The organism is Arthrobacter sp. AFG7.2, assembly GCF_002892835.1.
Taxonomy (GTDB): Bacteria; Actinomycetota; Actinomycetes; order Actinomycetales; family Micrococcaceae; genus Arthrobacter.
The window spans coordinates 409,442-435,282 of the sequence record NZ_PJMB01000002.1; the positions used below are offsets into that span (position 1 = coordinate 409,442).

Genomic DNA, 25,841 nt, shown 5'->3' on the forward strand with positions numbered 1-25,841 from the left:
CCAGGGGGCGGCTGTTGCATCATCCCTTGTGGAGTATCCGCACCAACACCAGGCCGGTAACCACGGACATGGCCACCGCAATCAGGACAGCAGCACCAATCCCAATTGCCGCCGTAACCCACAGGTCCTGGCCGGGCTGCCACAGCGGGGTTGTCACGGCCATGAAGACGCCCAGCCCCACCGCCCAGCCAGCCGCAGTTCCGGCTATCCACCGCCAGGCTCCGGGGACGTGGCGCCGCAGTTCCAGCCACTGCGCGAAGCCGATCGACACCAGGATCACCGCTGCGGCCAGGGCTCCCGTCGCTGCCTGGGCAGCTTCCGGCCAGTTCTGCCAGGCCTCACTGCTGAAGGTCAGCAAGCCTGCCGTCCAGGCAACAACGGCCGCGGCACCTGTCAGCAGGACCCACCGGCGGATGGCCACGGCGGGGAGCCAGGTCTTGAGGACCCGCACCTGGAACCACCCCAGGAGCGCGCCCTCGGCGAAGCCAGCCAGCACCAGCAGCGGAACCATGGCCGGGGGCCACAACGCAGCCGAAACGACCTGGGCGGTTGCGGGGGCAAGGAACCCCAGGCTTTCGCCGACGCTCACCCACCCCACCCAGCGGGCAAGGAAAGCATTCCGGCGTGCCACAACCGATCCCTCAGCAGCCACCCTGCACAGTCCTCCCTCAGTTTCCTCCACAGTGGGGTGCCAGGGAGGCGAATAACAGGGCCAGAAGCCCCGCGGCCCACCTCCCGGCGAGTCATTGCCCCTGCTCTTCAAACCTTCGCCGGGAAAGGGGACCAATGGCTCTGCCGGACGTCCGGTCCTGATGGTCATAGTTAACGCCGGGAAGAAATGCCGGACAGAAAGCGGTAAGGGACCATGAACCACGGCAAGGACGCTGCTTCCGAGGCGGAGGCACTGCAGGCAGTCGAGCGGCACCATGCCCACATGCTCAAGCATCTCAACGGGCTTGTGGCCCTCCTGATGGAAGCGGTTGAGGCAGGTGATACAGGTGCCGAGGGAACAGCCCAGGCAACACTTGTGGACTGGTGCGACAGCGAGCTTGTCCCCCACGCCCTGGCAGAGGAGGGTCCGTTGTACGGCGGACCGCGCGCCACCCCCGAGGGCAGGCTCCTGGTGGAGGGCATGCTGGCTGAGCACCGTGTGATCGTGGACCTGGTGGAAGAGCTGCGCACCTCCAGCGGACTTGCCGCAGCAGTTGCCGGCGCCGCCATCCAGCGGTTGTTCGCCATGCACCTGGACAAGGAAAACCGGCTCCTGATGCCCTACATTGTGGACTCCGCCGGCATGTCCCTTGCCGACTCAGTGCAGGGGCTGCATGAACTGGTGGGGGAAGGCGGGGGCCATCACGCAGGGACGCACGACGGCGGCACGCACCAAAGCTGACTGACGCGCGGGCTTACTTCCCGCCGTCGGCACCTCCACCGCCGTGGGCGCCCTTGCCGCCGCCATTTTTCTCCGGTTCCTGATTTTTCTCCGGGGCATGGATAACCATGACGGGGCAGTGGGCGTGGCTGACGCATGCCGAAGTCACCGAACCCGGCACAAAGCTGCCGTGGCCGCGCCTTCCAACAATGAGGAGCGCGGCGTTCCGGCTGCCTTCAATCAGTTGCTCGCCGGCTTTTCCACGCACCAGCCTGGGGTGCACAAAGGCGGGCCGGTCCTGGCCGAAAGCGTCTGTGAGGGCCTGCTCCAGTGACTGCTGTGCGGCATACTCAAATCCTTCAATGCCAACCACAAGGTAGAGCCCAAAGCCGGCGGGCACATCCCAGCAAGCCCAGGCTTCCACTGATGCTTCAAGCGGCCCCGCCAAAGCAGCTGCCGTACGGAGTGCTGCAACCGAGGCGTCAGAACCATCCACGCCCACAATGATTTTGGGGTGCCGTTCCCGGGCATCCATAAGGCTCCGATCTCTTGGGTCTGCTCCAAGACTGGACATCCCCCGGCCCCCGGGCTAGGGCCTAAAGTCACCGGACGCCCAGATTGCCGGCGTGGCTGCAGCGGCCCCTCCCCCGAATTGTTCGTTTCGTTTCCAGACCTTGGTCCCTACCAGCTGACCCTGCAGGCAGGGAACAATGGGATGAAGCCCAGGCGCTGGGCTGCCTCGCACAACGGTGCGGGCTGGTCCTCACCACGTTGGGAGCATTGGGTGCAAAGGCATGAATCAGGCTCCGAGGGAGCTGTAGATCCGCGGACGCCGCTGCGGGTGTTCATCCTCGATGACCACGAACTTGTGAGGCAGGGCCTGAAGGACCTGCTGGAGGGTGAGGGTTTCGTGGTGGTCGGCGAAAGCGGGTCAGCAGCGGAAGCAACACGCAGGATCCCTGCCCTCCAACCGGATATCGCAATCCTGGACGGAAGGCTCCCGGACGGCACCGGCATTGAGGTATGCCGTGATGTGCGCTCGCTGGACCCCCGCCTGCACTGCCTGATCCTGACCAGTTACGACGACGAGCAGGCCCTGCGGGGTGCGGTCCTTGCGGGCGCGTCCGGCTACATCCTCAAACAAATCCGGAGCGACGACCTCCTCGCGGGGATCCGTAAGGCTGCTGCAGGCGAGTCGCTGTTCGAGCCGGGGGTTGAGCAGCGGGTGATGGAGGGCCTGACCAAAACCCCGACCGATCCACGGATGGACGGCCTCAGCGCCCAGGAACAAAAGGTTCTCACGCTGATCGGCCAGGGGTTGACCAACCGGCAAATTGGTGAGGATCTCTTTTTGGCGGAGAAGACCGTCAAAAACTATGTCTCGTCCATCCTGGCGAAACTTGGCTTTGAACGGCGGACCCAGGCCGCGGTGTACGTGACCCGAAGCAGCCATGAAACGCAGTAAAGGGCCAGGCGCGGGGGAAGGTGCTTTCCGGTCGCATCACTGGTGATTGGCGGTCCACTCTACCCGTGTACCTTCTCCTGGTGAGCTCTGGATGACGCAGGCACCGCCCAGAAGTTCCGCCCGTTGCCGCATATTTCCCAGGCCGCTGACCCGCGCCGGCTCGAGGAAACCGCAGCCGTCGTCGGTAATCACAAGCTCTACCTGGTGCCGGCTGGCTGACACTGTAACCCGGATGTCCTGGGCACCGGAGTGCCGGGCGGCGTTGCTGAGCCCCTCAGAAAGAACGGACAGCAAGTGACCGGCAACGTTTTCCCGGACCGCGTCGTCCACGGGTCCCGCAAAGGCAACCTTCGGTGCCACGGAGTAACTGCGCGAGCCTTCCTGGACAACCCTCAGGACACGGCTCGTGAGCGGTTCACGGGCTTCCTCCCCTGTCCGAAGTGAGTATATGGTGTCCCTCAGTTTCCTGATGGTGTCATCGAGTTCCGACGTCACGGCGGCGATCCGCTCGTGGGCGATGGGGTCGAGCGTGTAGCGGCGCAGGCTCTGGATGCTCAACCCTGACGCGAACAAACGCTGAATCACGAGGTCATGCAGGTCCCGGGCGATGCGCTCCCGGTCGGTGAACAGGAGGTTCTGTTCCCGCAGGGCATTGGCGCGTACCAGGTCAAGCGCCAGCCCGATCCTGCTGCCGAAAAGCGAACTGGAGTCCACTTCGGCCTGATTGTAGGCAGCCGAGCCCTGCGCCCGGGCGAGGATCAGCACGCCGTCTTCACTGTTGCTGTGGCCAATGGCACACACCAGGACCGGACCCAGCTTTTCCGCCACCTCGTCAGCAAAAACCTGCCGGGCGTCCCGCACCAGGAGGGACTCCCCTGTTTCGGCCACTCTGGAGATGACGTCGGAGGCGGTGATTTCCTGCCCCGCCTGCAATCCCTGGACCCCCAGGGAGGACCGGCATCTCAGGACACCGTCAGCAGTGGGAACAGCAATGACAGCAAGTGCGGAGTCCGATACCTTCAGCGCTGTTTCGGCTACAAGGTCCAGGTTTTCACCCTTCCCCGGCTGAGGGGCCATGATCAGCTGGCCACTCAGCTCCAGCCCGGCCTCCAGCCATTTCTGCCGGAGCTTGCTGTCTTCGAAGAGGCGCGCATTCTGAATTGCCACACCGGCTGCGGCGGCCAAAGCCATGGCAAGGTCTTCATCCTCGGGGGTGAAGTCCTGCCCGCCGTCCTTTTCCGTCAGGTAAAGATTTCCGTACACTTCGTCCCGGACGCGCACCGGCACTCCGAGGAAGGTTTTCATCGGCGGATGATTGGGAGGAAATCCCGACGCAATGGGGTGCTGGCCAAGATCGTGCAGCCGCAGGGGCTGCGGCTCACGAATCAGATGACCCAGGACCCCGTGCCCGGTAGGTAATTCCCCGATGGACTTTATGTCCTCCTCCCCGATGCCCACTGTGATGAAGTGGCTCAGGCTGCGGTCCTCCCCGATGACCCCCATCGCACCGTATTTGGCGCCGACCAGTCCGCACGCTGATTTCACCAGGCGGTCCAGGACCGCCTCCAGGCTGAGATCCTCGGCCAGTGCCACGACGGCGGCCAGGAGGCCGTTCATCCGGTCCTGGGTCTGCAGCAGTTCATCTGCCCGGGACACAAAATCCCGCAGGAGGTCCTCGGCCCTTTCTTTCATCGGAGAGCTCCAGGACTCAGGACTCATGGTCGGACCTCCTGTGGAAACTGCCCGCACCGTTGCGGGCCCTCAACAGTGCTGCACGCGGCCGGAGAACGCTTCCCCCGTCGGCGCCACACTCCTGAGCACGAGTGATGTCTTGGCATCAGTCTAAGAGAGTAAGTCAAGGGCTGAAGTCCCTGTCCAGGTCCAACCAACCCGTCTCCCGGCAACCGAAGTGCCGCGGGACCTTCTTCCCTAGCCCCGGGGGAATCTCCCGCTTAGGCTACGGCCATGGATACAGCTGAAACAGAACCGGAAGCCGAGAGCCTTGGACTGCATGACTGCTGGAGATACCTGCGGTCAACATCCCTCTGCAGGATAGCCTTCACCCGCGGTGACGGCGTGGAGATACTTCCGGTTAACTACGTGCCAAGCAACGGAACGTTGCTGATACGCACCGGCCCGGGAACGAAGATGGACGCCGTGGCCGGACGCAAGGCCGTGTCCCTGGAAGCCGACGGGCTGAACCAGTACGGCACCATCGCATGGAGCGTGGTGGTGAAGGGGCACGCCGTACTCGTGGACGATGCCGAGGAGTTCCAGGACGCGGCGGACGCCGGTTTGTCACCCTGGCAGGCAGGACCCAAGGAGAGCCTGATCAGGGTCACGCCCGAGGAGATCACCGGGCGGAGATTCGTTATCGCTCCGCCAACCCACTGGTGGGCGCCGCAGGAGCCGGCCGGAAAAGCCTGAGGCGCCACGCCTCGAAGATTCACCACCACGGAAGGTTACCAATGGACGCAAGCAAGCCCATCGCCGTCGGCATCATCGATTCCTCTCCTGCCAATGCCGCCCTGGCATGGGCAGCCGCCCGCGCCCGCAGGCTGAAGGTGCCCCTGGCTGTCCTGCATGTCCTGGACGACCGTTGGATGGCGGGCGAGGCGCTTGAGGCGCTTCCCTATATCGACGTGTTGCGCACTTCCGCTCTTGACATGCTGAAGGAGGCAGGGGAAAGGGTGCGCGCAGCGGAGCCGGACCTGCAGGTTTCCGTTGAACTGCTGGAGGGGAGCGTGGGGGCGTCACTCGGCGAGTATTCACAGAAGGCCGCCATGCTGGTCCTGGGCAGCAGCGGCCATTCCCGGGGTGCACTGACTGACAGGGCACTCCAGGTGGCGGCCGCGGCAGAATGTCCGGTGGCGGTGATCGGACCGGGCCAGGACGCCGGGCAAGGCGTTGTGGTGGGTGTGGACGGGTCGCAGGAGTCCACGCAGGCCGTGGCCTTCGCGGCGTCCGAGGCTGATGCACTCGGTGAGGAACTCACCGTGCTCTATGCCTTCACGGGCCCCAACCGCTGGATCAGTGCCGGGCTCCCGTCCAGCAGCTTCGCCGAACACGTGGTTGAAGAGGAGCAGATCGTCCTGTCCGAAACTGTCGCCGGACTCCGCCAGGACTATCCCGGCCTTGTGGTGCACGGAGTCCTGGAAACTGTCCTGGAACCCGCCGACGCCCTGGTCCGGGCCGCCGCCAATGCCAGGTTACTGGTCCTGGGCAGCCGGGGCAGGGGCAGCTTCGGCAGGCTTCTCCTGGGGTCGACGGCGCATGGCGTCCTGAGCCAGCCTTCCTGCCCCACGGTGATCACCCGGCTTAGAAAGACCCGGCACGAGACATGACGGACGGAAGCTGCTCCCGGTACGATGTTTGACGCCGGGAAAAGCACCGACGATCAGCGGTCCTCCACCGTCAAGGAGGGGCGGCCGGCGTGGGACGGGCTTACCTCCGCCGAGGTCCGGGAACGGACCGGCACCGGACTGATCAACAGTGTCCCGGGAACAACGAGCCGCAGCCTGTGGGACATTGTCCGCGCAAACGTCCTGACCCTTTTCAATGCCATCGTGGCGGGATGCTTTATCTTGCTGCTGGTGCTGGACCAGTGGCGGGACGCGCTCTTCGGCTTTTCGGCGCTGGGCAACTCCCTGATCGGAATCGTCCAGGAATTCCGCGCGAAGCAATCCCTGGACCGGTTGGCTATTCTCCACGCCGCAAAGAGCAGGGTCATCCGCGACGGCAGGACGCAGCAGATTCCCGCGGAGGTCCTGGTTCCGGATGACGTCGTCCTGCTCAGTGCCGGGGAACAGGTCACCGCCGACGTGCGCCTCCTGGACGGCGGGTATGTGGAGGCGGATGAGTCCTTCCTGACCGGAGAGTCCGAGCCGGTGCCCAAGCATGCCGGTGCGGTACTGCTGTCCGGTTCACTGATCATGGCAGGCAGCGGCCGCGCAGTGGTCTTTCGGGTGGGGCCGGACACTTTCGCCTATAAACTCACGGCGGAGGTGAAGCGGTTCTCCCTGGTCACGTCCGAGATACGCTCCAGCCTGGACAAAGTCCTTGGCGTGATCACCTGGCTGCTCCTGCCGACCGCAGTGCTGGTCACTTACGCCCAGGTTCACAATGCCGGCGGTTGGGCGGACGCCTTCAGCTCCGGCAGGTGGATACCGGCGGCGGTGGGCGTGGTGGCCAGCATCATGTCAATGATCCCCCTCGGCCTGGTCCTGCTCACCAGCGTGGCGTTTGCGGTGGGCGGTGTCCGGCTGGCCGGACACATGGTTTTGGTGCAGGAGCTTGCCGCCGTTGAAGTGCTGGCCCGGGTCGACGTCCTGTGCCTGGACAAGACCGGCACCTTGTCTTCCGGCGCCCTGACCTTCGACGCAGTGCACGACGCCGGAGGGCCACCGGCTGCGGGATGGCGGAAGGCACTGGAGTGGTTTGGTGCGAAGGCGGAAAGCAGCAGCACCGCCAGGTCCATCGGTGACGCCTTTCCCGCCCCGCAACTCTTGCCGGAGGCCTCGTCCGTGCCGTTCACCTCGGCCCGGAAATGGAGCTCCGTCACGTTTCCTCCCGGATCCGGGGCAGCGGGAACCTGGGTTCTTGGGGCTCCGGACTTTGTCCTGGGGCAATCACCTTCCGGCGCGCACGCACACCGGCTGGCCGCAGCCCTGGCCTCCAGCGGGCTGCGGACCCTGGCGCTCGCGCACATGCCGGGCTCCATGGCCGCGTCCGCAAAAGGCAGCGCGTTGCCGGCCGAAATTGTTCCGGTGGTGCTGCTGACCTTCCGTGAAGAAATCCGGAAGGATGCGCCGCAGACCCTCGAATACTTCCGGCAGCAGGGGGTAAGCCTGAAGATCATTTCCGGTGATGATCCCCGAACCGTCGGCGTGCTTGCCCGCGCCGTAGGGCTCGGAGCGGGCGCCGCCTATGACGCCCGGAACCTGCCCGCGGACCCGCTCCTGCTGGAGGAAACGGTGGAGAACAACCATGTCTTCGGAAGCGTGACCCCTTCCCAGAAACGGGACATGGTTCTGGCATTGAAGAGGCGCGGGCATACCGTGGCAATGACGGGAGACGGCGTCAACGATGTCCTGGCCCTGAAGGACGCCGACCTGGGAATTGCCATGGACACTGCATCACCGGCCACCAAGGCAGTGGCCCGGCTCGTCCTCCTGGATGGGCGTTTCGACAGGCTGCCGGCTGTTGTTGCCGAAGGCCGGCGGGCCATCAGCAATATCGAGCGGGTTTCCATGGTGTTCCTCAGCAAGACCGTCTACATCACGGTCATCTCGTTGACGTTTGCCCTGCTCCTGTGGCCCTTTCCGTTCCTTCCGCGGCAGTTGTCCGTACTCGACGGACTGACCATCGGCCTGCCGGCATTCTTCCTTGCGCTGCAGCCCGGCGCCCAGCGCTATGCGCCCGGCTTCCTGAGGCGCTCCCTCGCATTCTCTGTGCCGGCCGGAATCTGTGCCGCCCTGTGCGTGCTGGCCGTCAGCACGTATGCACGCTTCGCGGGACAGTACAGCGCCGGCGCCGCCCAGTCTGCCGCCGTCATCACCGTGGCACTCGTTGCCTCGTGGATCCTGGTGACAGCATCCCGGCCCCTCAACTGGACCAAGTCCCTCATTCTGGCCGGCATGTACGCGGGGCTGGCCCTCCTGTTCACAGCGCCTCCCGTGAAAGACTTTTTCAGGCTCGACTGGCCGCCACCGGACCTCCTGGCCGCGTCCGTCACGGTGGCCGTGGCCGGCAGCCTGGTCATCCAGGCAATCCGCTTTTTCCAACGGCGACTGACCAGGCGGCCCGCGGACTACTGACAATAGTGACCTTTGGCTCTGGAAGAGCTTCACCCGGCCGTGCCAGTGTTCATCCAAAGGGGCAAGAGGAGGAAACGGTGCTCGCATGGTGGGTGGGCCGGCCCGGGCCAATGTCTGCCCGTCCCCTGGTCAGGGGCTTCCGCGAAGACCCGAAGCCCGGGCCCAACGAGCTCCTGGTTGACGTGAGCGTCTGCGGCGTCTGCCGTACTGACCTTCACCTGGCGGAGGGGGACCTGCAGCCCCGCCGTCCGGGTGTTGTCCCTGGACATGAGGCTGTGGGCGTAGTGGCTGGACTCGGGCCGGGCAGCTCCCGGTTCCAGCCGGGAGACAGGGTGGGGGTGGCATGGCTGGGCCGTGTCTGCGGCACGTGTCCCTACTGCCGCCGCGGCGACGAGAACCTCTGCTCCGCACCTGTCTTCACCGGGTGGGACAAGGACGGTGGGTACGCACAGCAGATCACCGTCGCCCAGGACTTTGCCTACCGCATTCCCGAGGTGTTCACCGATAAACAGGCAGCGCCCCTGTTGTGTTCGGGCATCATCGGCTACCGGGCGCTGAAACGGGCCAACGTACCGTCCGGAGGGCGCCTCGGCATCTACGGCTTCGGCAGCTCCGCCCACCTGACGGCCCAGATGGCCATGCACCGGGGCGCGTCCGTGTTCGTCATGACCCGGTCCGGGGAGGCCCGCGCCCTTGCCCGTAACCTCGGCGCGGAATATGTGGGCGGGGCGTATGACTATCCTCCGGTGCCGCTTGATTCCGCCATCCTCTTCGCTCCGGTGGGGGACCTCGTGCCGGTGGCACTCCGCGCCCTTGACCGGGGTGGAACGCTGGCAATTGCCGGCATACACCTGACCGACATTCCGTCCCTAAACTACGATGCCCATCTCTTCTACGAGCGCCAGGTGCGCAGCGTTACAGCCAATACCCGGGCTGACGGCCAGGAATTCCTCACCCTTGCGGCCGAAATCCCGCTGGCACTGACCACCACCGAGTATCCGTTTGACGCGGCAGACACCGCACTGGCGGATCTCGCAGCAGACAGGATCACCGGTTCCGCCGTCCTGCGCGTGCGCCCGGAAACAACCGTGCAGAAGGATGGGACCTTGGACTCTGGAACCTCCTCAGCGTGAGGCGGAGGGTGGTAGTGCCGGTAATCCTATGACCCGGCCCAGTATGAGCAGGAGGCAAGAATGACTGACCTGATGAAGTGGTTTGACTCCCGTCGCTCCCCCATGGACGTGATCGAAAGGTTGTTTGAAGGCGAGATGGGCACGTCCGCCATCAGGGTGGAGGAGATGGTGGACGGCAACACCCTGGTGGTACGGGCGGAGCTGCCCGGAATCGACCCCGAGAAAGACGTGGACGTCACGGTCACCGACGGCGTGCTGTCCATCAAGGCCGAGCGGCAGGAAAAGAAGGAACACAAGGACAAAGGCGGCTACCGGTCCGAATTCCGCTATGGCTCCTTCGTCCGGCGGGTTCCGCTGCCCAGCGGCGTACAGCAGGGCGACGTCACGGCTTCGTACAAGGACGGCGTCCTGGAAGTCCGTGCTCCCCTACCGGACCAGGGGCAGGAGGCCGCTGCGTCCAAGATTCCGATCACCCGGGGCTGACGGGTTTCGGCCTGGCCCTGGGCAAGGGCCAGGCGCTGGTCCCCCTGCCGGCCACTGGTTCCCACCTGCCGGCCAGCCGACAGCCAGGCAAGCCCTGCACCGACAAGCCCTCAGCCGAACAGGACTGCCGCCTCCCCGTACCGCGCGTCGGGAACCACCTTCAGTGTTCCGAGCGCAAGCTCCAGGCCTACGGTGACAATGTCCGTTCCACGCAAAGACACCATGCTCCCCCAGTAGCCGTTCGCCGCCGCCTCCACTGGGCCATTCCAAGCCGGGTGGCCAGCACGCGGTCGTAGGCGGTGGGCTCGCCGCCCCGCTGGATGTGGCCCAGGACGGTGGCCCGCGTCTCGATGCCCGTCACCTGCTGCAGCTGTTGTTCCAGCAGGCGGCCAATACCGCCCAGGCGGGGCCGCCCAAAAGTATCGAGGCCCCGCGGTGCGTAGGGTGATTCTTCCCCAAGGAGCGCGAATGCCTCGGCCACCACCACCAGGGGCGCCCTTCCGCGGTCCCGTGCTGAGGTGACCCAGGCAGAGACCTGGTCCAGGGACACCGGATGCTCGGGAATCAGGATGGCATGGGCACCTGTGGCCATCCCCGAGTGCAGCGCGATCCAGCCGGCGCCCCTGCCCATGACCTCGGCGATCATGCACCGGTGGTGCGACTCCCCTGTTGTCCTTAGCCTGTCAATGGCCTCAGTGGCTGTCTGGACGGCTGAATCAAAACCGAACGTATAGTCCGTTGCGCCGAGATCGTTGTCGATTGTTTTGGGCACACCTATGACGTTGACGCCTTGGTCGCAGAGCTCTTTTGCGGCCGCCAGCGTTCCCTCGCCGCCGATGGCGATAAGGCCGTCAAGGCCGTTTCGCTGCAAACTTTCCCGTACGGCGTCGATCCCGCCGTTCTTGAGCGGATTGGTGCGGGACGTTCCCAGGATGGTTCCGCCCAGCCGGGAAATGCCGCGGACGCTGCGCCTGGGCAGCGGAACCGCATCCTGTTCGAGGACTCCCCGCCAGCCGTCGCGGAAACCCAGGAACTCGTACCCATGGGCAACCTCACCTCCCAGCACGGCACCGCGGATGACTGCGTTGACCCCTGGGCAGTCGCCGCCGCTTGTCAGGACGCCGAGTTTTTTCATGATGCCGCCGATCCCCTGCCCTGTTCAGGTAAACGGAAACTCCTCGCCTGGCCCGCACGGAGTGCCGTATCCCTGCCGTTGACGCGCAGATTGATGGGGTCTGCGTCCCCCGGGACTGATGCGATATTCATGCGCCCGTCCTTGAGCTCCACCTTGAGGTGGTGTCCCCGGTAGCGGACGTCGAAGCGGACGGCCCTGAGTCCGGTGGGCAGGTTGGGCGCGAAAACAATCGTGTCGCCGCTGAACCGCAACCCGGCGAAACTGCGCTGTATGACGTCGATGGTGCCGGCCATGGCGCCCAAGTGGATGCCCGCCTTGGTGGTGCCGTGCTGGGTATCGTCGAGGTCGGCGTCGAGCGCCTCCCGGAAACTGTCCCAGGCGCGGTCTGCGTCCACGGCGGCCAGGACGGACGCGTGGGCTACCCGGCTCAGCGTGGATCCGTGGGCCGTCCGGGAGAGGTAGTACTCGATGGTCCGGTTCAACTGCTCCACGGTGAAGGCGTAGCCCATGCCAGAAAGCAGGGTAATGAGCCCCTCGTGGCCCAGCAGGTAGGGAAGCATCAGGACATCGGCCTGCTTTGCGAGTTTGTAGCGGTTGGTCTCGTCCCTTTCGGCCTCCAGGATCAGGTCCAGCCGTTCAATGCTGTCGTACGTCTCCCGGTAGCGTTCCCAGTCGAGTTCTTCCAGCTGCTCGTAGCCGGCGAACTGGCTGATGATGCCGTCAGTGTGGAAGGGGACAAAAAGTGCCCTGCCCACCTGCTCCCAACCGGTTGTTTCGCCGGTGCGGATGCCCAGGCGCTCCTGCAGTTCCCCCAGCTCGTCGCCCTGGAAGGTTGTGATGATCTCGGACGCCCGGAGGCAGGCCCAAGCGGCCATGACGTTGGTGTAGGCGTTGTCGTCAAGCCCCGGAGAGGTGCTGCCGGGATATCCCGTGTGGTACTCGTCCGGTCCCACCACCCCCCGCAGGTGGTAGCGGCCGGTGTCCTGGCTGTACTCCGCGCGGGACGAGAAGAACCGGGCAACGTCAACCACAAGTTCGGCGCCCCTGCGAAGCAGCCAGGCTTTGTCGTTGGTCGCCTGGTAGTACTGCCAGGCGTTGAAGGCCAGCGCCAGCCCTGCGTGCAGCTGCAGGTGCGAGTGGTCCTTGACCCAGCGGCCGGACCTGTCGTTGAAAAGCCACGTGGGAGTCTCCTCCGTCCCGTCACTGCCGCTCTGCCAGGGAAACTTGGCCCCCGATAGACCCAGGACGGCGGCCGCGTGCCGGGCGGCGGGGAGCCTGCGCCAGCGGTATTCGATGAGGGAACGCGCAACATCGGGCGTCCTGGACGTCAGGAGGGGCAGCACAAACAGCTCGTCCCAAAAGACATGCCCCCGGTATCCCTCGCCATGGAGCCCGCGGGCGGTGACCCCGGCATCAAGTTCGGCCGTGTGGCGGGTCAGCGTCTGCAGCACGTGGAAGATATGCAGGTTGAGGACCAGCCGCACCTGGACCGGGGCGTCGATGTCCACCAGGAACGGACGCACCTCACGGCGCCACGCCTCCTGGTGCGCAGACAGCAGGGCGTCGACGTCGTCGCCGGCCCGTTCCAGCACGGCCCGTGCAGCGGTACCCGGGGAGGAGATCGCACGGTCACGGGATGTCACCACGGCCACGGTCTTGCTGATCCTCGCGGGCGTCCCGTCAACGAGCGGAACCTCGAAGGTCCGGAAATGAAAGGCACCCTTCCTGCCGGGATGTCCTGCGCCTGCTGCCCCTGGCACCCTGGTGCGGACGGCCACGGCTATCCGGACCAGGCTCTGGGTTGTTTCGGCCTCGACGACGGAAATGTCGTCCAGGGGCGGCTGCCCGGCACTGCTGCCGGCCTTGGTCCGGTCCGCCAGGTGAATCCCGCTGCCGGACGCAGGATCAGGAACATTCCCATTCCTGACACCAATGTTGACGCCGCTGCGGACTTCCACCGCGCCGCTCCAGCCCAGCGGCGTGACCTTCAGCTCAAGGGCCAGCAGGTGGGGCTCGGCCATGGACACGAACCGGGTCTGGACAATTTCCATCCGCCGCTTGTCCCCGGCCTCCAGCAGCACCCGCCGTTCCAGGACTGCCCTGTGAAGGTCAAGCGTGCGGCGCTCGTGGAGAACGGTCATTCCCCCTGCCGACCACCACTGTCCGTGCGGCAGGCGCAGGTCCAGGGGAAGGCAGTCCGGGGCGTTGACCATGTGTTCTTCCACGAGCACTTCACCGTCGATCTCCGCCGTCACCCGGTTGTAGACGCCCGCCAGGTACATGCCCGGGTACTGGAATGTCCCGCTGCTCTCGGGGGCGGCACCGCGTACGGCCAGGTAGCCGTTGCCAAGGGTGGTGAGCGCTTCGCGGTGCCCTTCATGCGCGGCATCGAAGCCCTCGTAAATGAGCTGCCAGGGATCGCCCAGCACAAGGCCCAGGTCCAGCTCGCCGACATCGTTGAGCACCACACTTGCTCCGGCAGCTTCCAGCTCGCGCCTGGTCCCGCTGCGGTCGATCCCCACTACCAGCCCGAATCCGCCCCGGCGGGCCGCTATCACCCCGGCGACTGAGTCTTCTATCACCACGGCATGCGACGGCGGCACGCCCAGCCGGAAGGCGGCCGCCAGGAAAACGTCGGAGGCCGGCTTTCCCCGGAGGCCAAGGCTGGCTGCGGCTGTGCCGTCCAGCATCGCACTGAACTGGTCCGGGATGCCGGCCGCAGCGAGCACGGAGGAGGCATTGCGGCTGGACGTCACCACCCCGGTGGGGACGCCGGCGTCGGAAAGCCTTTGCAGCAACTGCATGGTTCCCGGATAGGTCTGGACGCCCTCCTGTTTCAGGAGTTCCAGGAAGATCCGGTTTTTCAGGGCACCGAGCCCGAAGGCTGTCCAGGCCGTCGGCCCATCCTTGTCCGAGCCCCGTTCGACTTTGACGCCTCTGGATGCCAGGAATTTCAGGACACCTTCCTCCCTTGGAAGACCATCAATGTAGGCGCGGTAGTCGGCCTTGGAGAGGGTAGAACGGTCTGCCGTCCCGGGCACCCTGGGGTCCTGCAGGATCCGGTCGAAGGCCTCTTTCCAGGCCGCCTGGTGTACCAGGGCTGTGTTGGTGATGACCCCGTCCAGGTCGAAGATGACGGCGTCAAAGGACGGCCTGGCGGCTGCTGCGGTGGGCGACGCGGTCATATGACAGTGCTATCAGCGCACGGCCGGCGCAGACAGTGCCGTTAGGCCCGTTTGCCCAGCCGCTGCTCGGCCGCGGCGATAATGGGCAGGGTCTTCAGGTAGGTGTCAGGGTTCAGTGAAATGGAATCTATGCCGCGGCCAATCAGGAATTCGGCAAGATCGGGGTGGTTGCTCGGCCCCTGCCCGCAGATGCCGATCTTGATGCCTGCAGCGTGTGCCTTGTCGATGGCCTGGGCAATCGTGGCGCTGACAGCCGGGTCCCGTTCATCAAACAGTCCGGCCAGCTGCTCGGAGTCACGGTCCACGCCCAGAACCAGCTGGGTAAGGTCATTGGAACCGATGGAGAACCCGTCGAAGCGCTGGGCGAACTGCTCTGCAAGCACCACGTTCGAAGGTATCTCACACATCATGTAGAGCTGCAGGCCGGCGCTGCCGCGCACCAGTCCGTGCTCCGCCATCGCTTCGATGACCAGGTCCGCTTCCCGCACTGTCCGGCAGAAGGGCACCATGACGATGACGTTGGAGAAGCCCACGTCCTCCCGCACCCTTTTGAGGGACTTGCATTCCAGCGCGAAACCTTCGCGGTAGTCCTCGCTGTAGTAGCGCGAGGCACCGCGGAAACCGAGCATGGGGTTTTCTTCCGGGCGTTCAAAGTAGCCGCCGCCGATCAGGTGGCTGTACTCGTTGCTCTTGAAATCGCTGAGCCGCACGATCACCGGCTTGGGATGGAATGGCGCGGCTATCTTCGCGATTCCGGTGGCCAGCACATCGACAAAGTACTCCTCCGGGTCGCTGTAGCCGCTGGTCAGCTTGTGGATGAGGGCCGCTTCTTCCGGATCGGCCACGCGCTCCGGGTGCACAAGTGCCATGGGATGGATGCGGATGATGTTGTTGATGATGAATTCCATCCGCGCCAGCCCTACCCCTGCGGCCGGCAGGCGCCACCATTTGAAGGCTGCGGCGGGGCTGCCGATATTAACCATCACATCGGTGCGGGTGGCGGGAAGGGTCCTCAGATCCACGTCCTCCACGGTGAACTCCAGGAGTCCTTCGTAGACACGCCCTTCTTCCCCTTCGGCGCAGGACAGGGTGATGGGTGCGCCGTCAGGCAGGGCCTCAGTTGCGTTCCGTGTCCCGACGACGGCGGGCACGCCAAGTTCGCGGCTGACGATGGCTGCGTGGCTGGTAGGGCCGCCGTGATCGGTGACGATGCCCGCTGCACGCTTCATGACCGGAACCCAGTCCGGATCCGTCATCCGGGTCACCAGCACGGAACCATCCACAAACGATTCAATGTCCTTTGCGTCCCGGATGACGCACGCCTGCCCACTGGTGATGGCGTCCCCGATTGCCGCACCTGCTGTCAGCACGCGGCCCGGCTGCCGGAGGTGATACGTCCTGAAGGTTGTGGTGCTGCGCTGGGTCTGCACGGTCTCCGGCCTGGCCTGGACCATGAACAGTTCTCCCGATACTCCGTCCTTGGCCCACTCCATATCCATGGGCCGCCCGTAGTGGTCCTCCACGGCCGCCGCCCAGCGCGCCAGCACGACGGCCTCCCCGTCGGACAACACCAGGGACGCCTGCTCCCGTTCGGTCGTGTCCACCATCCGGGTCCGCGCGTTTCCTCCGTGGCTGTAGACCATTTTGCGTTCCTTGGCGCCCCGTGTCCTTTCGATCACGGGGCTGAAACGCGAATCGGACAGCAGCGGCTTGAACACCTGGTACTTGTCCGGGTTGATGGTTCCCTGGACCACCGTCTCGCCAAGGCCCCAGGCAGCGCTGATGAGCACGGCCTGGGGAAAGCCGGACTCGGTGTCGATGGAGAACATGACCCCGGAGGCGCCGAGGTCCGAGCGGACCATGCGCTGCACGCCCACGGACAACGCCACCTCGAGGTGGTCGTAGCCCTTCATTTCCCGGTAGCTGATGGCGCGGTCGGTGAACAGCGAGGCGTAGCAGTTCCGGCAGGCTTCGAGGACGCCACGCTCCCCCGCCACGTTGAGGAACGTCTCCTGCTGGCCGGCGAAGGAAGCATCCGGCAGGTCCTCCGCGGTGGCACTGCTGCGGACGGCCACCGATACCTCGTTCTGGCCGGCCCGCCTGGAAAGGATCCGGTAGTGCTCCTGGATCGCCCCTCCGATGCTGTCCGGGAAGGTTGCCGCGAGAAACAGTTCCCGGATTGCTGCACCGGCCTGGCGCAGGGTTGCACGGCCGGCGCGGTACTCCTCGATGTATACCCTGATGCGCGGCTCCAGTGCATTGGCTTCCAGAAAAGCCCGGTACGCGGCTGAGGTGGTGGCAAACCCCTCGGGAACCCTCACGCCGGCGGACCGCAGGGAACGGCTCAATTCGCCCAGGGAGGCATTTTTTCCGCCAACAGATGCTATGTCCCCGATCCCGGTGTCTTCGATCCACTTGACATGGATGTCGGCCAGGGAGGTTGCGGGAGCAGTCATGCCTTGATTTTGTGCCGTGGTGGAAGGGCCGGGCAGAGTCTTTGGTCCCGAGCGCCGGCCCCGCTGGCGGCAGGACGCAGGTCACCTCCGGTTGCCCCTGCTCCTGGCCGCCTTGTAGGCCCAGTCCGCGGCCAGGACCGCCGGTACCGCCAGCGCAGCCAGGAGGAGGCCTGCCGCCGGAGGCGGGGCCTGGCCCAGCAGGGCGGCGAGCTGTGGGACGTACAAACATGCCGCAAGCACGGCCAGTTCGGCCAGGACTGCCCACACCAGGAGTTTGTTGGTGCCCAGGCCCAGCCGCCATGGAGGTACCGTGGCGCTCCGGCAGGCAAAGGCGTTGGCCAACTGCCCCAGGACCACAGCTGCGAAAGCGGCACCGGAGGCGGCCATGAGCAGGGCCGGATCCGGCAGTTCCGCGCGGTTCCATCCGCCGCCGAAGAGCACCGCGGAGAAGGCTCCCATTTCAACGGCGGCCTCGACCGGTCCCAGCACGCAGAAGACCCGCACCATGAGCTGCCGGTCCATCAGGTGCCGCCGTTCCGGCGGCCGGGCCAGCACGTGTTTGCCGGGCGGTTCGGCCCCCAGCGCCAAGGCCGGAAGCAGGTCCGTGCCGATGTCCAGGGCAAGGATCTGCAGGACGCCCAGCGCCAGCGGAAACTGGCCGCCGGAGAGGGCCCAGACAACGAAGGGGGTCAGTTCGGCCACGTTGTCCGTGAGGTGGTAGGTGAGGAACCGGTGGATGTTCGAGTAGGTGGCCCTGCCCTGTTCGATGGCCGCCACAATGGTCCCGAAGTGGTCGTCCAGGAGGACCAGGTCGGCTGCTTCGCGGGCAACGTCGGTGCCGCTCAACCCCATCGCCACGCCAATGTCGGCTTCGCGCAGGGCAGGCCCGTCGTTGACGCCGTCTCCCGTCATCGCCACCACGTGGCCACGGGACTGCAGGGCCTTGGCCACCCGCAGCTTCTGTTCGGGGGATACCCTGCTGACCACCACCCCGTCCCTGTCCAGGAGCGCCCCCAGCAGTTGCTCGTCCTCTGGGAGATCGGTGCCTTCCAGCACGCGTTCCGGCTCCCCCATCAGGCCGATCTCCCGGGCGATCGCCGCAGCCGTGGCGGGATGGTCGCCGGTGATCATGGCAAGTTTGAGTCCTGCCTGGCGGGCCGTCCGGATGATATCGCCCACATCCGGCCGCGGCGGATCATGAAGCCCGATCAGGCCAAGCAGCTCCATGCCGCATTCGATGTCCTCCGCACGGCGGGCTTCCCAGCTGCCCGGCGGGCCAGCCATTCCCCTCCGCGCCACGGCAATGACGCGAAGGCCGCGGGAGGCCATGTGCTCCACCTGTTGCGTGACCTCAGGCGGGACCTCCACGCAGAGCGGAAGAACGGCTTCGGGCGCCCCCTTGCAGAAGAGGTTCTGCCCTACGATTGCCGACTCCCGCCGTCGTACCGGATCAAAGGCGAAACGGCGCGAAGGTGCCATTTCGGCCCTCGCCCTTCCCGTCAGGCGCCGGGCCAGGACGTCAATGGCCGCCTCCATCGGGTCGCCCGACGCCCGCCATTGTCCTTCATGCAGTTCGGCGCGGCCGTGGGAGGCGGCGAGCGCCGCGAGCGCAGCCTCGGCGGCTTCCTCCCGTCCTTCCCCGAGGACTGTCCCCTCTGGGCTGTACCCCTCCCCGGCTATGGAGACCCGTCCGGTCGGGGTGAAGACCTCGACGGCGTTCATCCTGTTCTGGGTGAGGGTGCCTGTCTTGTCCGTGCAGATGAACGTGGTGGATCCGAGGGTTTCCACGGCCTCAAGGTTGCGGACCAGCGCGTTGCGGGAGGCCATCCGCTGCGCGCCCATGGCCAGTGACAAGGTCACGGTGGGCAGCAGGCCTTCGGGGACGAGCGCAACGGCGACTCCGATGGCAAACAGGAAGGAATCCCGCCACTGGATGCCCACCAGCAGGGAAACCAGGAAAAAGAGGGCGGCGATGGCCAGGGCAACGGACGCCACCACCCGGACGATCCGTCGCAGTTCCAGGGACAGCGGGGTGGGTGGCGAAACAGCTCCGGTGGTCAGGAGGGCGATCCCCGCGAGGCGGGTCCTGGCGCCGGTGGCGGTTACAGCGGCCTCGGCGTCGCCGTTGACCAGGAACGTTCCGCCCCAGGCAGAGTCACCGGCTGTCTTTGGCACCGGATTGCTTTCGCCCGTCAGCATCGACTCGTCCACGGCGCAGGCCCCGGCAAGGACCAGCACGACGTCGGCGGGAACACGGTCTCCTGCCGCCAGGACGACGACGTCGTTGACCACCAGTTCACTGGCGTGGACTGTGCGGACGCGTCCGTCCCGGCGCACCAGGACATCTGCAGGCAGCAGCCCGCGTAACCTGGCCGCGGCGTGCTGGGCCCGTTCCTGCTGGATATGGGCGAAGACCCCGTTGACCAGAACGACGACGATGATCGCCACGCCCAGTTGCGGCAAGTCCGCGAGGAAGGCCAGCGCAGCGGCGCACCACAGCATGAGGGCAAAGAAGTGCGTCAGCTCCCCCCACAGTTTCCGCCACTGGGAGACGGGTTTCTCAGCCGGAAGGAGGTTGGGTCCTTCCTGCTTCAGGAGCTCGGCAGCCCGGTCCGAGGTCAGGCCGGCCGCTGTCATCACACGTCGTCCGCCTCCTGGCCCACCAGGAGCACCGGGCACACGGAATGTGCTGCGCAGGCCCTGCTGACAGAGCCCATGGCGTTGCCCAGGAATCCTCCCTCGCCGTGCCGTCCCACCACCAGCAGCTGTGCCCGCCGGCTCTCCTCCACCAGCACTTTCCCCGGCGCACCGAACTTGACGGTAACGTCCACGTTGGCGGGACGTTCGCCGGAGAACGCCCGTCCCAGGGCTTCCTCCACAGCGCGGGAGGCAGCGTCCTCCAGGCGGCCGGTCAGCGGATGCTCACCGCCTTCGAGGTGGGCCACCACCAGGTAGTCGGGCATGCCGATGCAGGTGATCACCTCCAGCCGCGCACCCAGGCGCTCCGCCAGCTTGCCGGCGTACCTCAGGGCAGCTGAAGAAAATTCCGAACCGTCGACCCCTACGATCACGGGCTTGGACACTGTGTCTGCGTTCATACCCACCAGACTCCCCACTGCGCGAACAAGGGGGAAGGGCCGAAAGTCACGCCGCGGCGTTCCGCTTCAGCCCCGGTTTCCGGGCTTTTGCCGGCCGGCCCCATGCAAAGCCCTCAACCCGTTCAGGATTGTGGCCAGGTCAACGAGTTCCTGGAGGAGGGCTCCGGTGACTGCCGGAATGTAGCCGGTCATGGCCACGGCCATGAGGCCGATGCTCAGGCCTATTCCTGTCCAGATGCTCACCAGGGCCACGGATACTGTGCGCTTCCCAATGTCAACTGCCAGTGCCACCCGGGAGAGATTGTCAAGCATGATCACGACGTCGGCCGATTCACTCGCGGCCGTGGCGCCTTTTGCCCCCATCGCAATTCCCACATCGGCGGCCGCCAGGACGGGAGCGTCATTGACGCCGTCGCCCACCATGATGACAGGACGTTCCCGCACGGCCGCCACCGCCTTGACCTTGTCTTCCGGCAGGCAGTCCGCCTGCACCTGCAGGATGCCTGCCTCTTCGGCAATATGCGCCGCAGTCCCTTGGGCATCGCCGGTCAGCAGCATGGTGTGCTGGACCCCCAGCCGTTGTAGTCGGGCCAGCGTTTCACGGGCGTCTGAGCGCAGCGGGTCTTTCATGACGAGGGCGCCGGCATAGATGCCGTTGACGGCGACGTAGACTGCCAGCTGGCCGCTCTGCAGGGCTGCCTCCCGGAAACCGGCGGATGAGTTCCTGACTAAACCAGCTTTCCCCACCACAACGGTGTCCCCGCCGCACACGGCTTCCACCCCCTGGGTGGCATGTTCTGTGGCCCGGGTAACCGGCAGAAGCTCAAGGTTGTGCAGGGCTGCGGCTTCAATGACCGAGGCCGCCAGGACATGGGAGGAGTACTGCTCGGCGGAGGCGGCAAGCTGCAGGATCCGCTCCGCGCCCACCGCCTGCACCGTCCCTGTTCCCTGGTCCGCAGGCACCTGGACCGTGTCCAGCACCGGCCTTCCTGAGGTCAGGGTTCCGGTCTTGTCGAAAACCGCGGTCCTGGCCTTGGCCAACTGTTCGAGGGTCCCGGTGTTCTTGATGATGATGCCCTTGTGGGCGGCCTGGCTGGTGCCGGCGAGGAACGCCACCGGGGCAGCAATCAGCAGCGGGCAGGGAGTTGCCACCACCAGGACCTGGGCGATGCGCACGGGATCCCCGGAAAGGAGCCAGGCTGTTCCCGCCATGAGGATCGCGAGCGCCGTAAAGGGAACTGCGTACCGGTCCGCCAGCCGGACCACGGGTGCACGGCTGGAGGCCGCTTCCTCCACCAGCGCGATGATCCGGCTGTATTGTGAGTCCTCCGCGGTGGCAGTGGCCCGCATCCTGATTGCCGTCTCGCCGTTGACGGAACCGCTGAGCAGCAGGTCCCCGCTTACCCGCTCCACCGGCAGGCTCTCCCCCGTCAGCGACGATTCATCCAGGCTGGCGGCCTCTGACAGCAGCTCCCCGTCCACGGGTACCAGCTCCGAAGGCCGCACCACCAGGACGTCCCCCGGTACCACTTCGCCAACCGGAGCGTCTTCGAGGATTGACCCGGCAGCCTCCCGGTGGGCGAACCGGGGAGCCCTGGCCAGCAGGGACCTCAGTTCACGTGCTGCCCGTCCCTGGGCGAAGCTTTCCAGCGCTTCCCCGCCGGAGAGCATGAGGATCACCACCAGGGCAGCAAGGTACTCACCCACCCACACGGTACTGGCAATGGCCATCAGCGCCAGGATGTCGATCCCCCAGCGGCCCTCGCGCAGGGAGCGGAGCATCGATACTGCCCGGAGTGATGCCACCACGGCGGCATACGCGGAAGCGGCCAGCCTCGCCGGCTGGTCCAGGCCCGACTGCAGCAGCAGCCCGGTCACCACAAGCATCAGGCACGTCAGTGCCACCAGGGGATACAGCCGGACAAACCGGGCAGCCCGGGCCGGCAGCGATGCGCCGGGTTCTTCTGCGTCGACCGTCGACGGGGGCGCTGTGGCGGTGCCCGCCGAAACGGCCGGCTTTCCCTCAGGCAAGGCCCCGCGGCGGATTATCCAGGTGGCTCCACCACGTCAACGGCGGGGTGACGGTGAACCGCCTGCCGCTCACCGCCGTCGGAATTATGCGCACAAATTGGTCCTTGTGCCCCGCCTGCCAGGGAAAAAGCGTCAGGCCAACGCCTGTCATCAGGTCCGGTGATGGGTCCAGCACCTCTGCGTGGCCCTTCACCTGGACGCTCCAGGCCGTTCCCTGTTCCTGATCAGTGCCATCCGCCTCGAGGGCGACCGCCGCGGGCCCGGCCGCTGCCTGCAGCTTTGTCCCTGCTCCCGTGCGGAAGACCACGGATTGATGGTCCACCTTGTAGTTCACGGGGAAAATCTCGGGGTGGCCGTCCACCAGCACAGCCAGGTGGCCAACCGAAACCACCCGCAGGAGATCCCAGCAGGCACTGGCGTCCAGGACCTCCACTGCAGTTGAAGCGCTGCGTTCGGATGCGTTGTTGCCCATGCAGCTGAACGTACTTCCACCCGGCCGGTCCTGCTAGGGCATTTAGGCCCGGGAGTGGCTGCAGCGGCCCGGATGACTTTTGGCCCTGCCCTCCAAACCCTTCGGCCGGCATCGTTGGAGGGACACCGTTGCCTTCCCAGACGCAGCAGGGAAGATTTCCCGCGCACTGCAGGACGCCGGTGCCGGCATCATCGCCCGTCCGATGGCCTTCTACGTCAAAGGCGGTGAGGGCGCCCTCCTCACAGGCGAAGCGGAGCGTGCGATTGCCTGGGCTGAAAGTATCCTTGCCACCCTCAAGGGCCAGGAGAGCGACGGGAATCTCTGAACCGGTGGACAGGTCAACGGACTTTGGGCCCTGTTGGCGAACCAAGGTGCGCCATAGGATCGGGGCATGACCGACAAGAACATTGCGCCCGAAGCAGAAATCCTCGGCTCCGACGAATGCTGGAAACTACTGGGACACACGAGCGTGGGCCGGCTGGGCGTCGTCGTCGACGGCCAGCCCGACGTCTTTCCGGTGAGCTTCAAGGTTGACGGTGAGGGACTTGTTTTCCGGACGGGAAGCGGAACAAAGCTGCAGGCGATTGAAGCCAATTCGATGGTTGCCCTGGAAGCGGACAGTGTGAGCGCCGAGTTTGGCCTGGCGTGGAGTGTTGTGGTCAAGGGCAAGGCTGTCCAGGAGGACGCAGCGAGGCCGGATTTGAATGAGACGCGGCGGGGGCTGTTTCCCTGGCAAGGGGTTGGCCAGGACCACCTCATCCGCATTGTTCCGCAGTCGGTAACAGGCCGGAGGTTCACCCTGTCGGCCACCGGCACCTGGCAAACCCCCCTGAACGAGGCCACGCGCGCCGGGCTCGAATAACCGCTCCGGGTGCGGTGGAGGGCGGCGAACGCTGGACTGTTGAACGATACTTCGAAGGTTCCAGCACGGGCTATGGCATTTACGTGCAGGCAGAGCGCATGGCGTCCGGTCTGGGACCCATGGAGGTCCGTGTCTCCAAGAGCCAGGTTTCGTTCCGCCGCCGCCGTGGCTTCGCTTATCTCTGGCGCCCCGGCGCCTACGTAAAGTCGATGGTTCCCGTAGTCCTGTCGCTGGCGCTTCCCTTCCAGGCAGCATCGCCGCGGTTCAAGCAGATCGCGCACCCCGCGCCGAACATCTGGATGCACCACCTCGAGCTCCTGGACGTCAGCCAGCTGGATGATGAGGTGCAGCAGTGGATGCGCCAGGCGTATGAATCCGCTGCCTGAGCTGGTGGCGGCGGAGCACCTTTAGAGTCCTATGGCACTGTCAGGTCCCGCAGCCGGGGGCGGAGGCTGGACTTATGAGTGACACTGCACAGCACCCCAGGAAAGTCCATCTCGCCGGGCAGCCCGTCGCCGTCGTCCGTGAACGGGTGCCCATGGACGCGCTCACCGATTTCTTCGGCCGCGCCTTCGGAACCGTCATGGCAGCGGCGCAGGCGCAAGACTGCACACCGGCAGGTCCGCCTTTCGCGCTCTACCGCGGAATGCCCAGTGACACCGTTGACGTGGAGGCGGGATTCCCCATCGACGGTAATTTCACGGACACGGACGGCGTGGCCAGCGGGACCCTGCCTGAAACTGACGCGCTCGAAGCCCTCCACATCGGACCCTATGACAGCCTGGAAAAGACCTACCAGGCGATCCTTGAACAGATGGAAGCGGAAGGCCTCACCCCCGCGGACATCATGTGGGAGTACTACCTCAGCGACCCGGAACAGGAACCCGACCCCGCAAAGTGGCAAACCCGGGTCATCTGGCCCCTCGCGTGACGTGGAAATAGAGGCAATTATTGCCGAAAACAACACACCGGCAATCGTGGGAACCCTTTCTGCCTTCGGAATCCTCTTGATGGCCACAGCCATGGCCAGGGGGCCACGAGGGCTCTTCCCCCGGTGGACCGCGTGGCTGGGCGTGGCCACTGGAGCCCTGGGGGGTGGCCAGTGACATCCTCCGCCACGCGGTACCTGAGTTTTACTGGGGTTACGGAGTGCTGCTGTGGGTCTGGTTCATCGCAGTTGGTATCGCGCTGATCCGGCTTTCCCCGGGAAAAACGGGCGGTAGATCATCAGCGCCAGCCCCGCAAACAGCAGGGCGAATGCCAGGAACGCCGCCATCAGCGTGAGCGACGCATCCGGATCCCCCTTGACGTACATCACCACGGCCATCGAAGCCACCGACGCCGCCAGGAACGCGTAACCGGTCAGCAGCGGATACATGATCTTCAGCGCCCACCTTGCTCCCAGGAGCAATCCAATCCCTGAAGCAATGGCCGCCGGGACGATGATGCCAAGATCCATCAGCTTCACCATCCAGAAGGGTGTTGGGCTGGATGAATACTCGGTGAGCGCTGCAGGGTCCGTCCAGGCCGCCAATAAGGACCGCAGGTGCTGGCCCACCACAAGGAACACTGCCACCGCCAGCAGGGAGATGCCGGCGGTTTTCCGGGCTGACGGTGACGGGGCGGGCAGGTCCGTGGGGATGGCAGCCAGGGAGAGAACAACCCCGGCCTCGGCGAAAACGAAGACGGCCAGCAACAGCGGGAACCAATACTCCACGTTTCCCGGAAGCCGGAGGTACTCCTGCCCGATGATTACCTGCGCATAGGTGTAGATGGCGTAGACGCCAATGCCGCTGCCCAGGAGCGGTCCTGCGGGCTGGCTGCGGAACACCAAGACAGCAGCCAGGATTGTGGCCGGGAAAACCACGAACAGGGCTGCCGCGTCACTTCCCACCAACTGGTTGACGGTGGTCTCCGACGTGCGGTATCCCATGAAGCCGAACACCAGGGGCCCCATAAGCGATGCAGCAGCCATGCCGCACCCCAGGGCAACCAGGACAACTGCCAACGCCCGTTCAATCGTCCGCTGCCGCCGTCGGCTCCCCGAAACCAACCCGGGTGCATTCTTCATGGTCAACACCTCCTGCAGCGACGTTAGGCACGGACGCCGCGGCCGGATAGAGCCCAACGGCTCTGAAACCACGAAAAACAGCGACTGCCCCGCAACCCCACCGGCGCACCGGGTTTAACCCAACGAATGGCTGATACGGGACTTTGGCCCCTAATGCGCAGCTGCGCCCGCTGGCAGAGTGGATGACGGCCCGAAAGATGCACAATGGCTGGGCATTGTGTTGGGCTGCTGCACCGGATGCCGGTGGGCAGATGCGCTCCAC

The 25,841-nt window shown here is 65.6% G+C and carries 21 protein-coding genes and 1 pseudogene; 11 read left to right on the plus strand and 11 right to left on the minus strand.

From position 1 onward, the window contains the following. Window positions 1-19 precede the first annotated feature (19 nt). On the minus strand, window positions 20-631 hold the full coding sequence (locus CXX84_RS05645) for a hypothetical protein (RefSeq protein ID WP_102975885.1): 612 nt from the start codon (window positions 629-631) through the stop codon (window positions 20-22). 234 nt (window positions 632-865) lie between these two features. On the opposite strand from CXX84_RS05645, the gene CXX84_RS05650 reads away from it, so the two are divergent. After that, window positions 866-1,393, plus strand: a complete 528-nt coding sequence (locus CXX84_RS05650) for a hemerythrin domain-containing protein (RefSeq protein WP_102975710.1) — start codon at window positions 866-868, stop codon at window positions 1,391-1,393. A 13-nt stretch (window positions 1,394-1,406) separates the two neighbouring features. Here CXX84_RS05650 and CXX84_RS05655 read toward each other — a convergent pair whose 3' ends face one another. Further along, complete coding sequence (locus CXX84_RS05655) at window positions 1,407-1,907, minus strand: universal stress protein (RefSeq protein WP_102975711.1); 501 nt, start codon at window positions 1,905-1,907, stop codon at window positions 1,407-1,409. A 249-nt stretch (window positions 1,908-2,156) separates the two neighbouring features. Here CXX84_RS05655 and CXX84_RS05660 point away from each other — a divergent pair, with 249 nt between their 5' ends. Further along, entirely contained in the window at window positions 2,157-2,837 is a 681-nt protein-coding gene (locus tag CXX84_RS05660; protein WP_223252984.1) for a response regulator transcription factor, read from the plus strand. Window positions 2,838-2,873: 36 nt separating this feature from the next. Here the strand turns inward: CXX84_RS05660 and CXX84_RS05665 are convergent, their stop codons facing one another. Next, the gene (locus CXX84_RS05665) at window positions 2,874-4,529 is read right to left on the minus strand and encodes a GAF domain-containing sensor histidine kinase (protein ID WP_102975713.1); all 1,656 of its coding nucleotides are present in this window, start codon (window positions 4,527-4,529) and stop codon (window positions 2,874-2,876) included. Between the two features lie 273 nt (window positions 4,530-4,802). On the opposite strand from CXX84_RS05665, the gene CXX84_RS05670 reads away from it, so the two are divergent. The 5 genes from CXX84_RS05670 (at window position 4,803) to CXX84_RS05690 (ending at window position 10,269) form a co-directional block, all read left to right on the plus strand. Beyond that, window positions 4,803-5,264, plus strand: coding sequence for a pyridoxamine 5'-phosphate oxidase family protein (locus CXX84_RS05670; RefSeq protein WP_102975714.1), 462 nt, complete (start codon window positions 4,803-4,805; stop codon window positions 5,262-5,264). A gap of 41 nt (window positions 5,265-5,305) precedes the next feature. Beyond that, window positions 5,306-6,181, plus strand: a complete 876-nt coding sequence (locus tag CXX84_RS05675) for a universal stress protein (RefSeq protein ID WP_102975715.1) — start codon at window positions 5,306-5,308, stop codon at window positions 6,179-6,181. Window positions 6,182-6,205: 24 nt separating this feature from the next. After that, the gene (locus tag CXX84_RS05680; RefSeq protein WP_102975716.1) at window positions 6,206-8,653 is read left to right on the plus strand and encodes an HAD-IC family P-type ATPase; all 2,448 of its coding nucleotides are present in this window, start codon (window positions 6,206-6,208) and stop codon (window positions 8,651-8,653) included. Between the two features lie 77 nt (window positions 8,654-8,730). Further along, the gene (locus CXX84_RS05685; protein ID WP_102975717.1) at window positions 8,731-9,786 is read left to right on the plus strand and encodes a zinc-dependent alcohol dehydrogenase family protein; all 1,056 of its coding nucleotides are present in this window, start codon (window positions 8,731-8,733) and stop codon (window positions 9,784-9,786) included. 60 nt (window positions 9,787-9,846) lie between these two features. Beyond that, the gene (locus CXX84_RS05690; protein ID WP_102975718.1) at window positions 9,847-10,269 is read left to right on the plus strand and encodes an Hsp20/alpha crystallin family protein; all 423 of its coding nucleotides are present in this window, start codon (window positions 9,847-9,849) and stop codon (window positions 10,267-10,269) included. 110 nt (window positions 10,270-10,379) lie between these two features. Here CXX84_RS05690 and CXX84_RS05695 read toward each other — a convergent pair. From CXX84_RS05695 to CXX84_RS05725, 7 genes and pseudogenes are all read right to left on the minus strand, one after another. Then, window positions 10,380-11,404 (minus strand): annotated as a pseudogene (locus CXX84_RS05695) (ATP-dependent 6-phosphofructokinase). Then, window positions 11,401-14,589, minus strand: coding sequence for an HAD-IA family hydrolase (locus tag CXX84_RS05700; protein WP_102975719.1), 3,189 nt, complete (start codon window positions 14,587-14,589; stop codon window positions 11,401-11,403). Before CXX84_RS05700 ends, CXX84_RS05695 begins: the two are co-directional and overlap by 4 nt. A gap of 41 nt (window positions 14,590-14,630) precedes the next feature. Next, window positions 14,631-17,045 (minus strand): phosphoenolpyruvate synthase, encoded by a 2,415-nt coding sequence (gene ppsA, locus CXX84_RS05705; protein ID WP_102975720.1) that lies wholly within the window; start codon window positions 17,043-17,045, stop codon window positions 14,631-14,633. 81 nt (window positions 17,046-17,126) lie between these two features. Further along, on the minus strand, window positions 17,127-19,682 hold the full coding sequence (locus tag CXX84_RS05710; RefSeq protein WP_102975721.1) for a cation-translocating P-type ATPase: 2,556 nt from the start codon (window positions 19,680-19,682) through the stop codon (window positions 17,127-17,129). Then, window positions 19,682-20,143, minus strand: coding sequence for a universal stress protein (locus CXX84_RS05715; RefSeq protein ID WP_102975722.1), 462 nt, complete (start codon window positions 20,141-20,143; stop codon window positions 19,682-19,684). The genes CXX84_RS05710 and CXX84_RS05715 overlap by 1 nt, the downstream gene beginning before the upstream one ends. 66 nt (window positions 20,144-20,209) lie before the next feature. Continuing rightward, window positions 20,210-22,174, minus strand: a complete 1,965-nt coding sequence (locus CXX84_RS05720; protein WP_411266193.1) for a heavy metal translocating P-type ATPase — start codon at window positions 22,172-22,174, stop codon at window positions 20,210-20,212. Next, window positions 22,167-22,646, minus strand: coding sequence for a pyridoxamine 5'-phosphate oxidase family protein (locus tag CXX84_RS05725; RefSeq protein ID WP_102975723.1), 480 nt, complete (start codon window positions 22,644-22,646; stop codon window positions 22,167-22,169). The genes CXX84_RS05720 and CXX84_RS05725 overlap by 8 nt, the downstream gene beginning before the upstream one ends. 79 nt (window positions 22,647-22,725) lie before the next feature. On the opposite strand from CXX84_RS05725, the gene CXX84_RS05730 reads away from it, so the two are divergent. The 4 genes from CXX84_RS05730 to CXX84_RS05745 all read left to right on the plus strand — a co-directional run bounded on the left by CXX84_RS05730 (window position 22,726) and on the right by CXX84_RS05745 (window position 24,439). Continuing rightward, window positions 22,726-22,971 carry a hypothetical protein gene (locus tag CXX84_RS05730; protein ID WP_102975724.1) on the plus strand — a complete coding sequence of 82 codons (246 nt, stop codon included), beginning with the start codon at window positions 22,726-22,728 and terminating at the stop codon, window positions 22,969-22,971. Between the two features lie 66 nt (window positions 22,972-23,037). Further along, window positions 23,038-23,508, plus strand: coding sequence for a pyridoxamine 5'-phosphate oxidase family protein (locus tag CXX84_RS05735; RefSeq protein ID WP_102975725.1), 471 nt, complete (start codon window positions 23,038-23,040; stop codon window positions 23,506-23,508). A 98-nt stretch (window positions 23,509-23,606) separates the two neighbouring features. Then, window positions 23,607-23,894, plus strand: a complete 288-nt coding sequence (locus tag CXX84_RS05740; RefSeq protein ID WP_102975887.1) for a DUF5655 domain-containing protein — start codon at window positions 23,607-23,609, stop codon at window positions 23,892-23,894. A 74-nt stretch (window positions 23,895-23,968) separates the two neighbouring features. Next, entirely contained in the window at window positions 23,969-24,439 is a 471-nt protein-coding gene (locus tag CXX84_RS05745) for a GyrI-like domain-containing protein (protein WP_102975726.1), read from the plus strand. A gap of 237 nt (window positions 24,440-24,676) precedes the next feature. On the opposite strand, the gene CXX84_RS05750 is transcribed toward CXX84_RS05745, so the two are convergent. Then, window positions 24,677-25,579, minus strand: a complete 903-nt coding sequence (locus CXX84_RS05750; protein ID WP_146031835.1) for a hypothetical protein — start codon at window positions 25,577-25,579, stop codon at window positions 24,677-24,679. Between the last annotated feature and the right edge of the window lie 262 nt (window positions 25,580-25,841).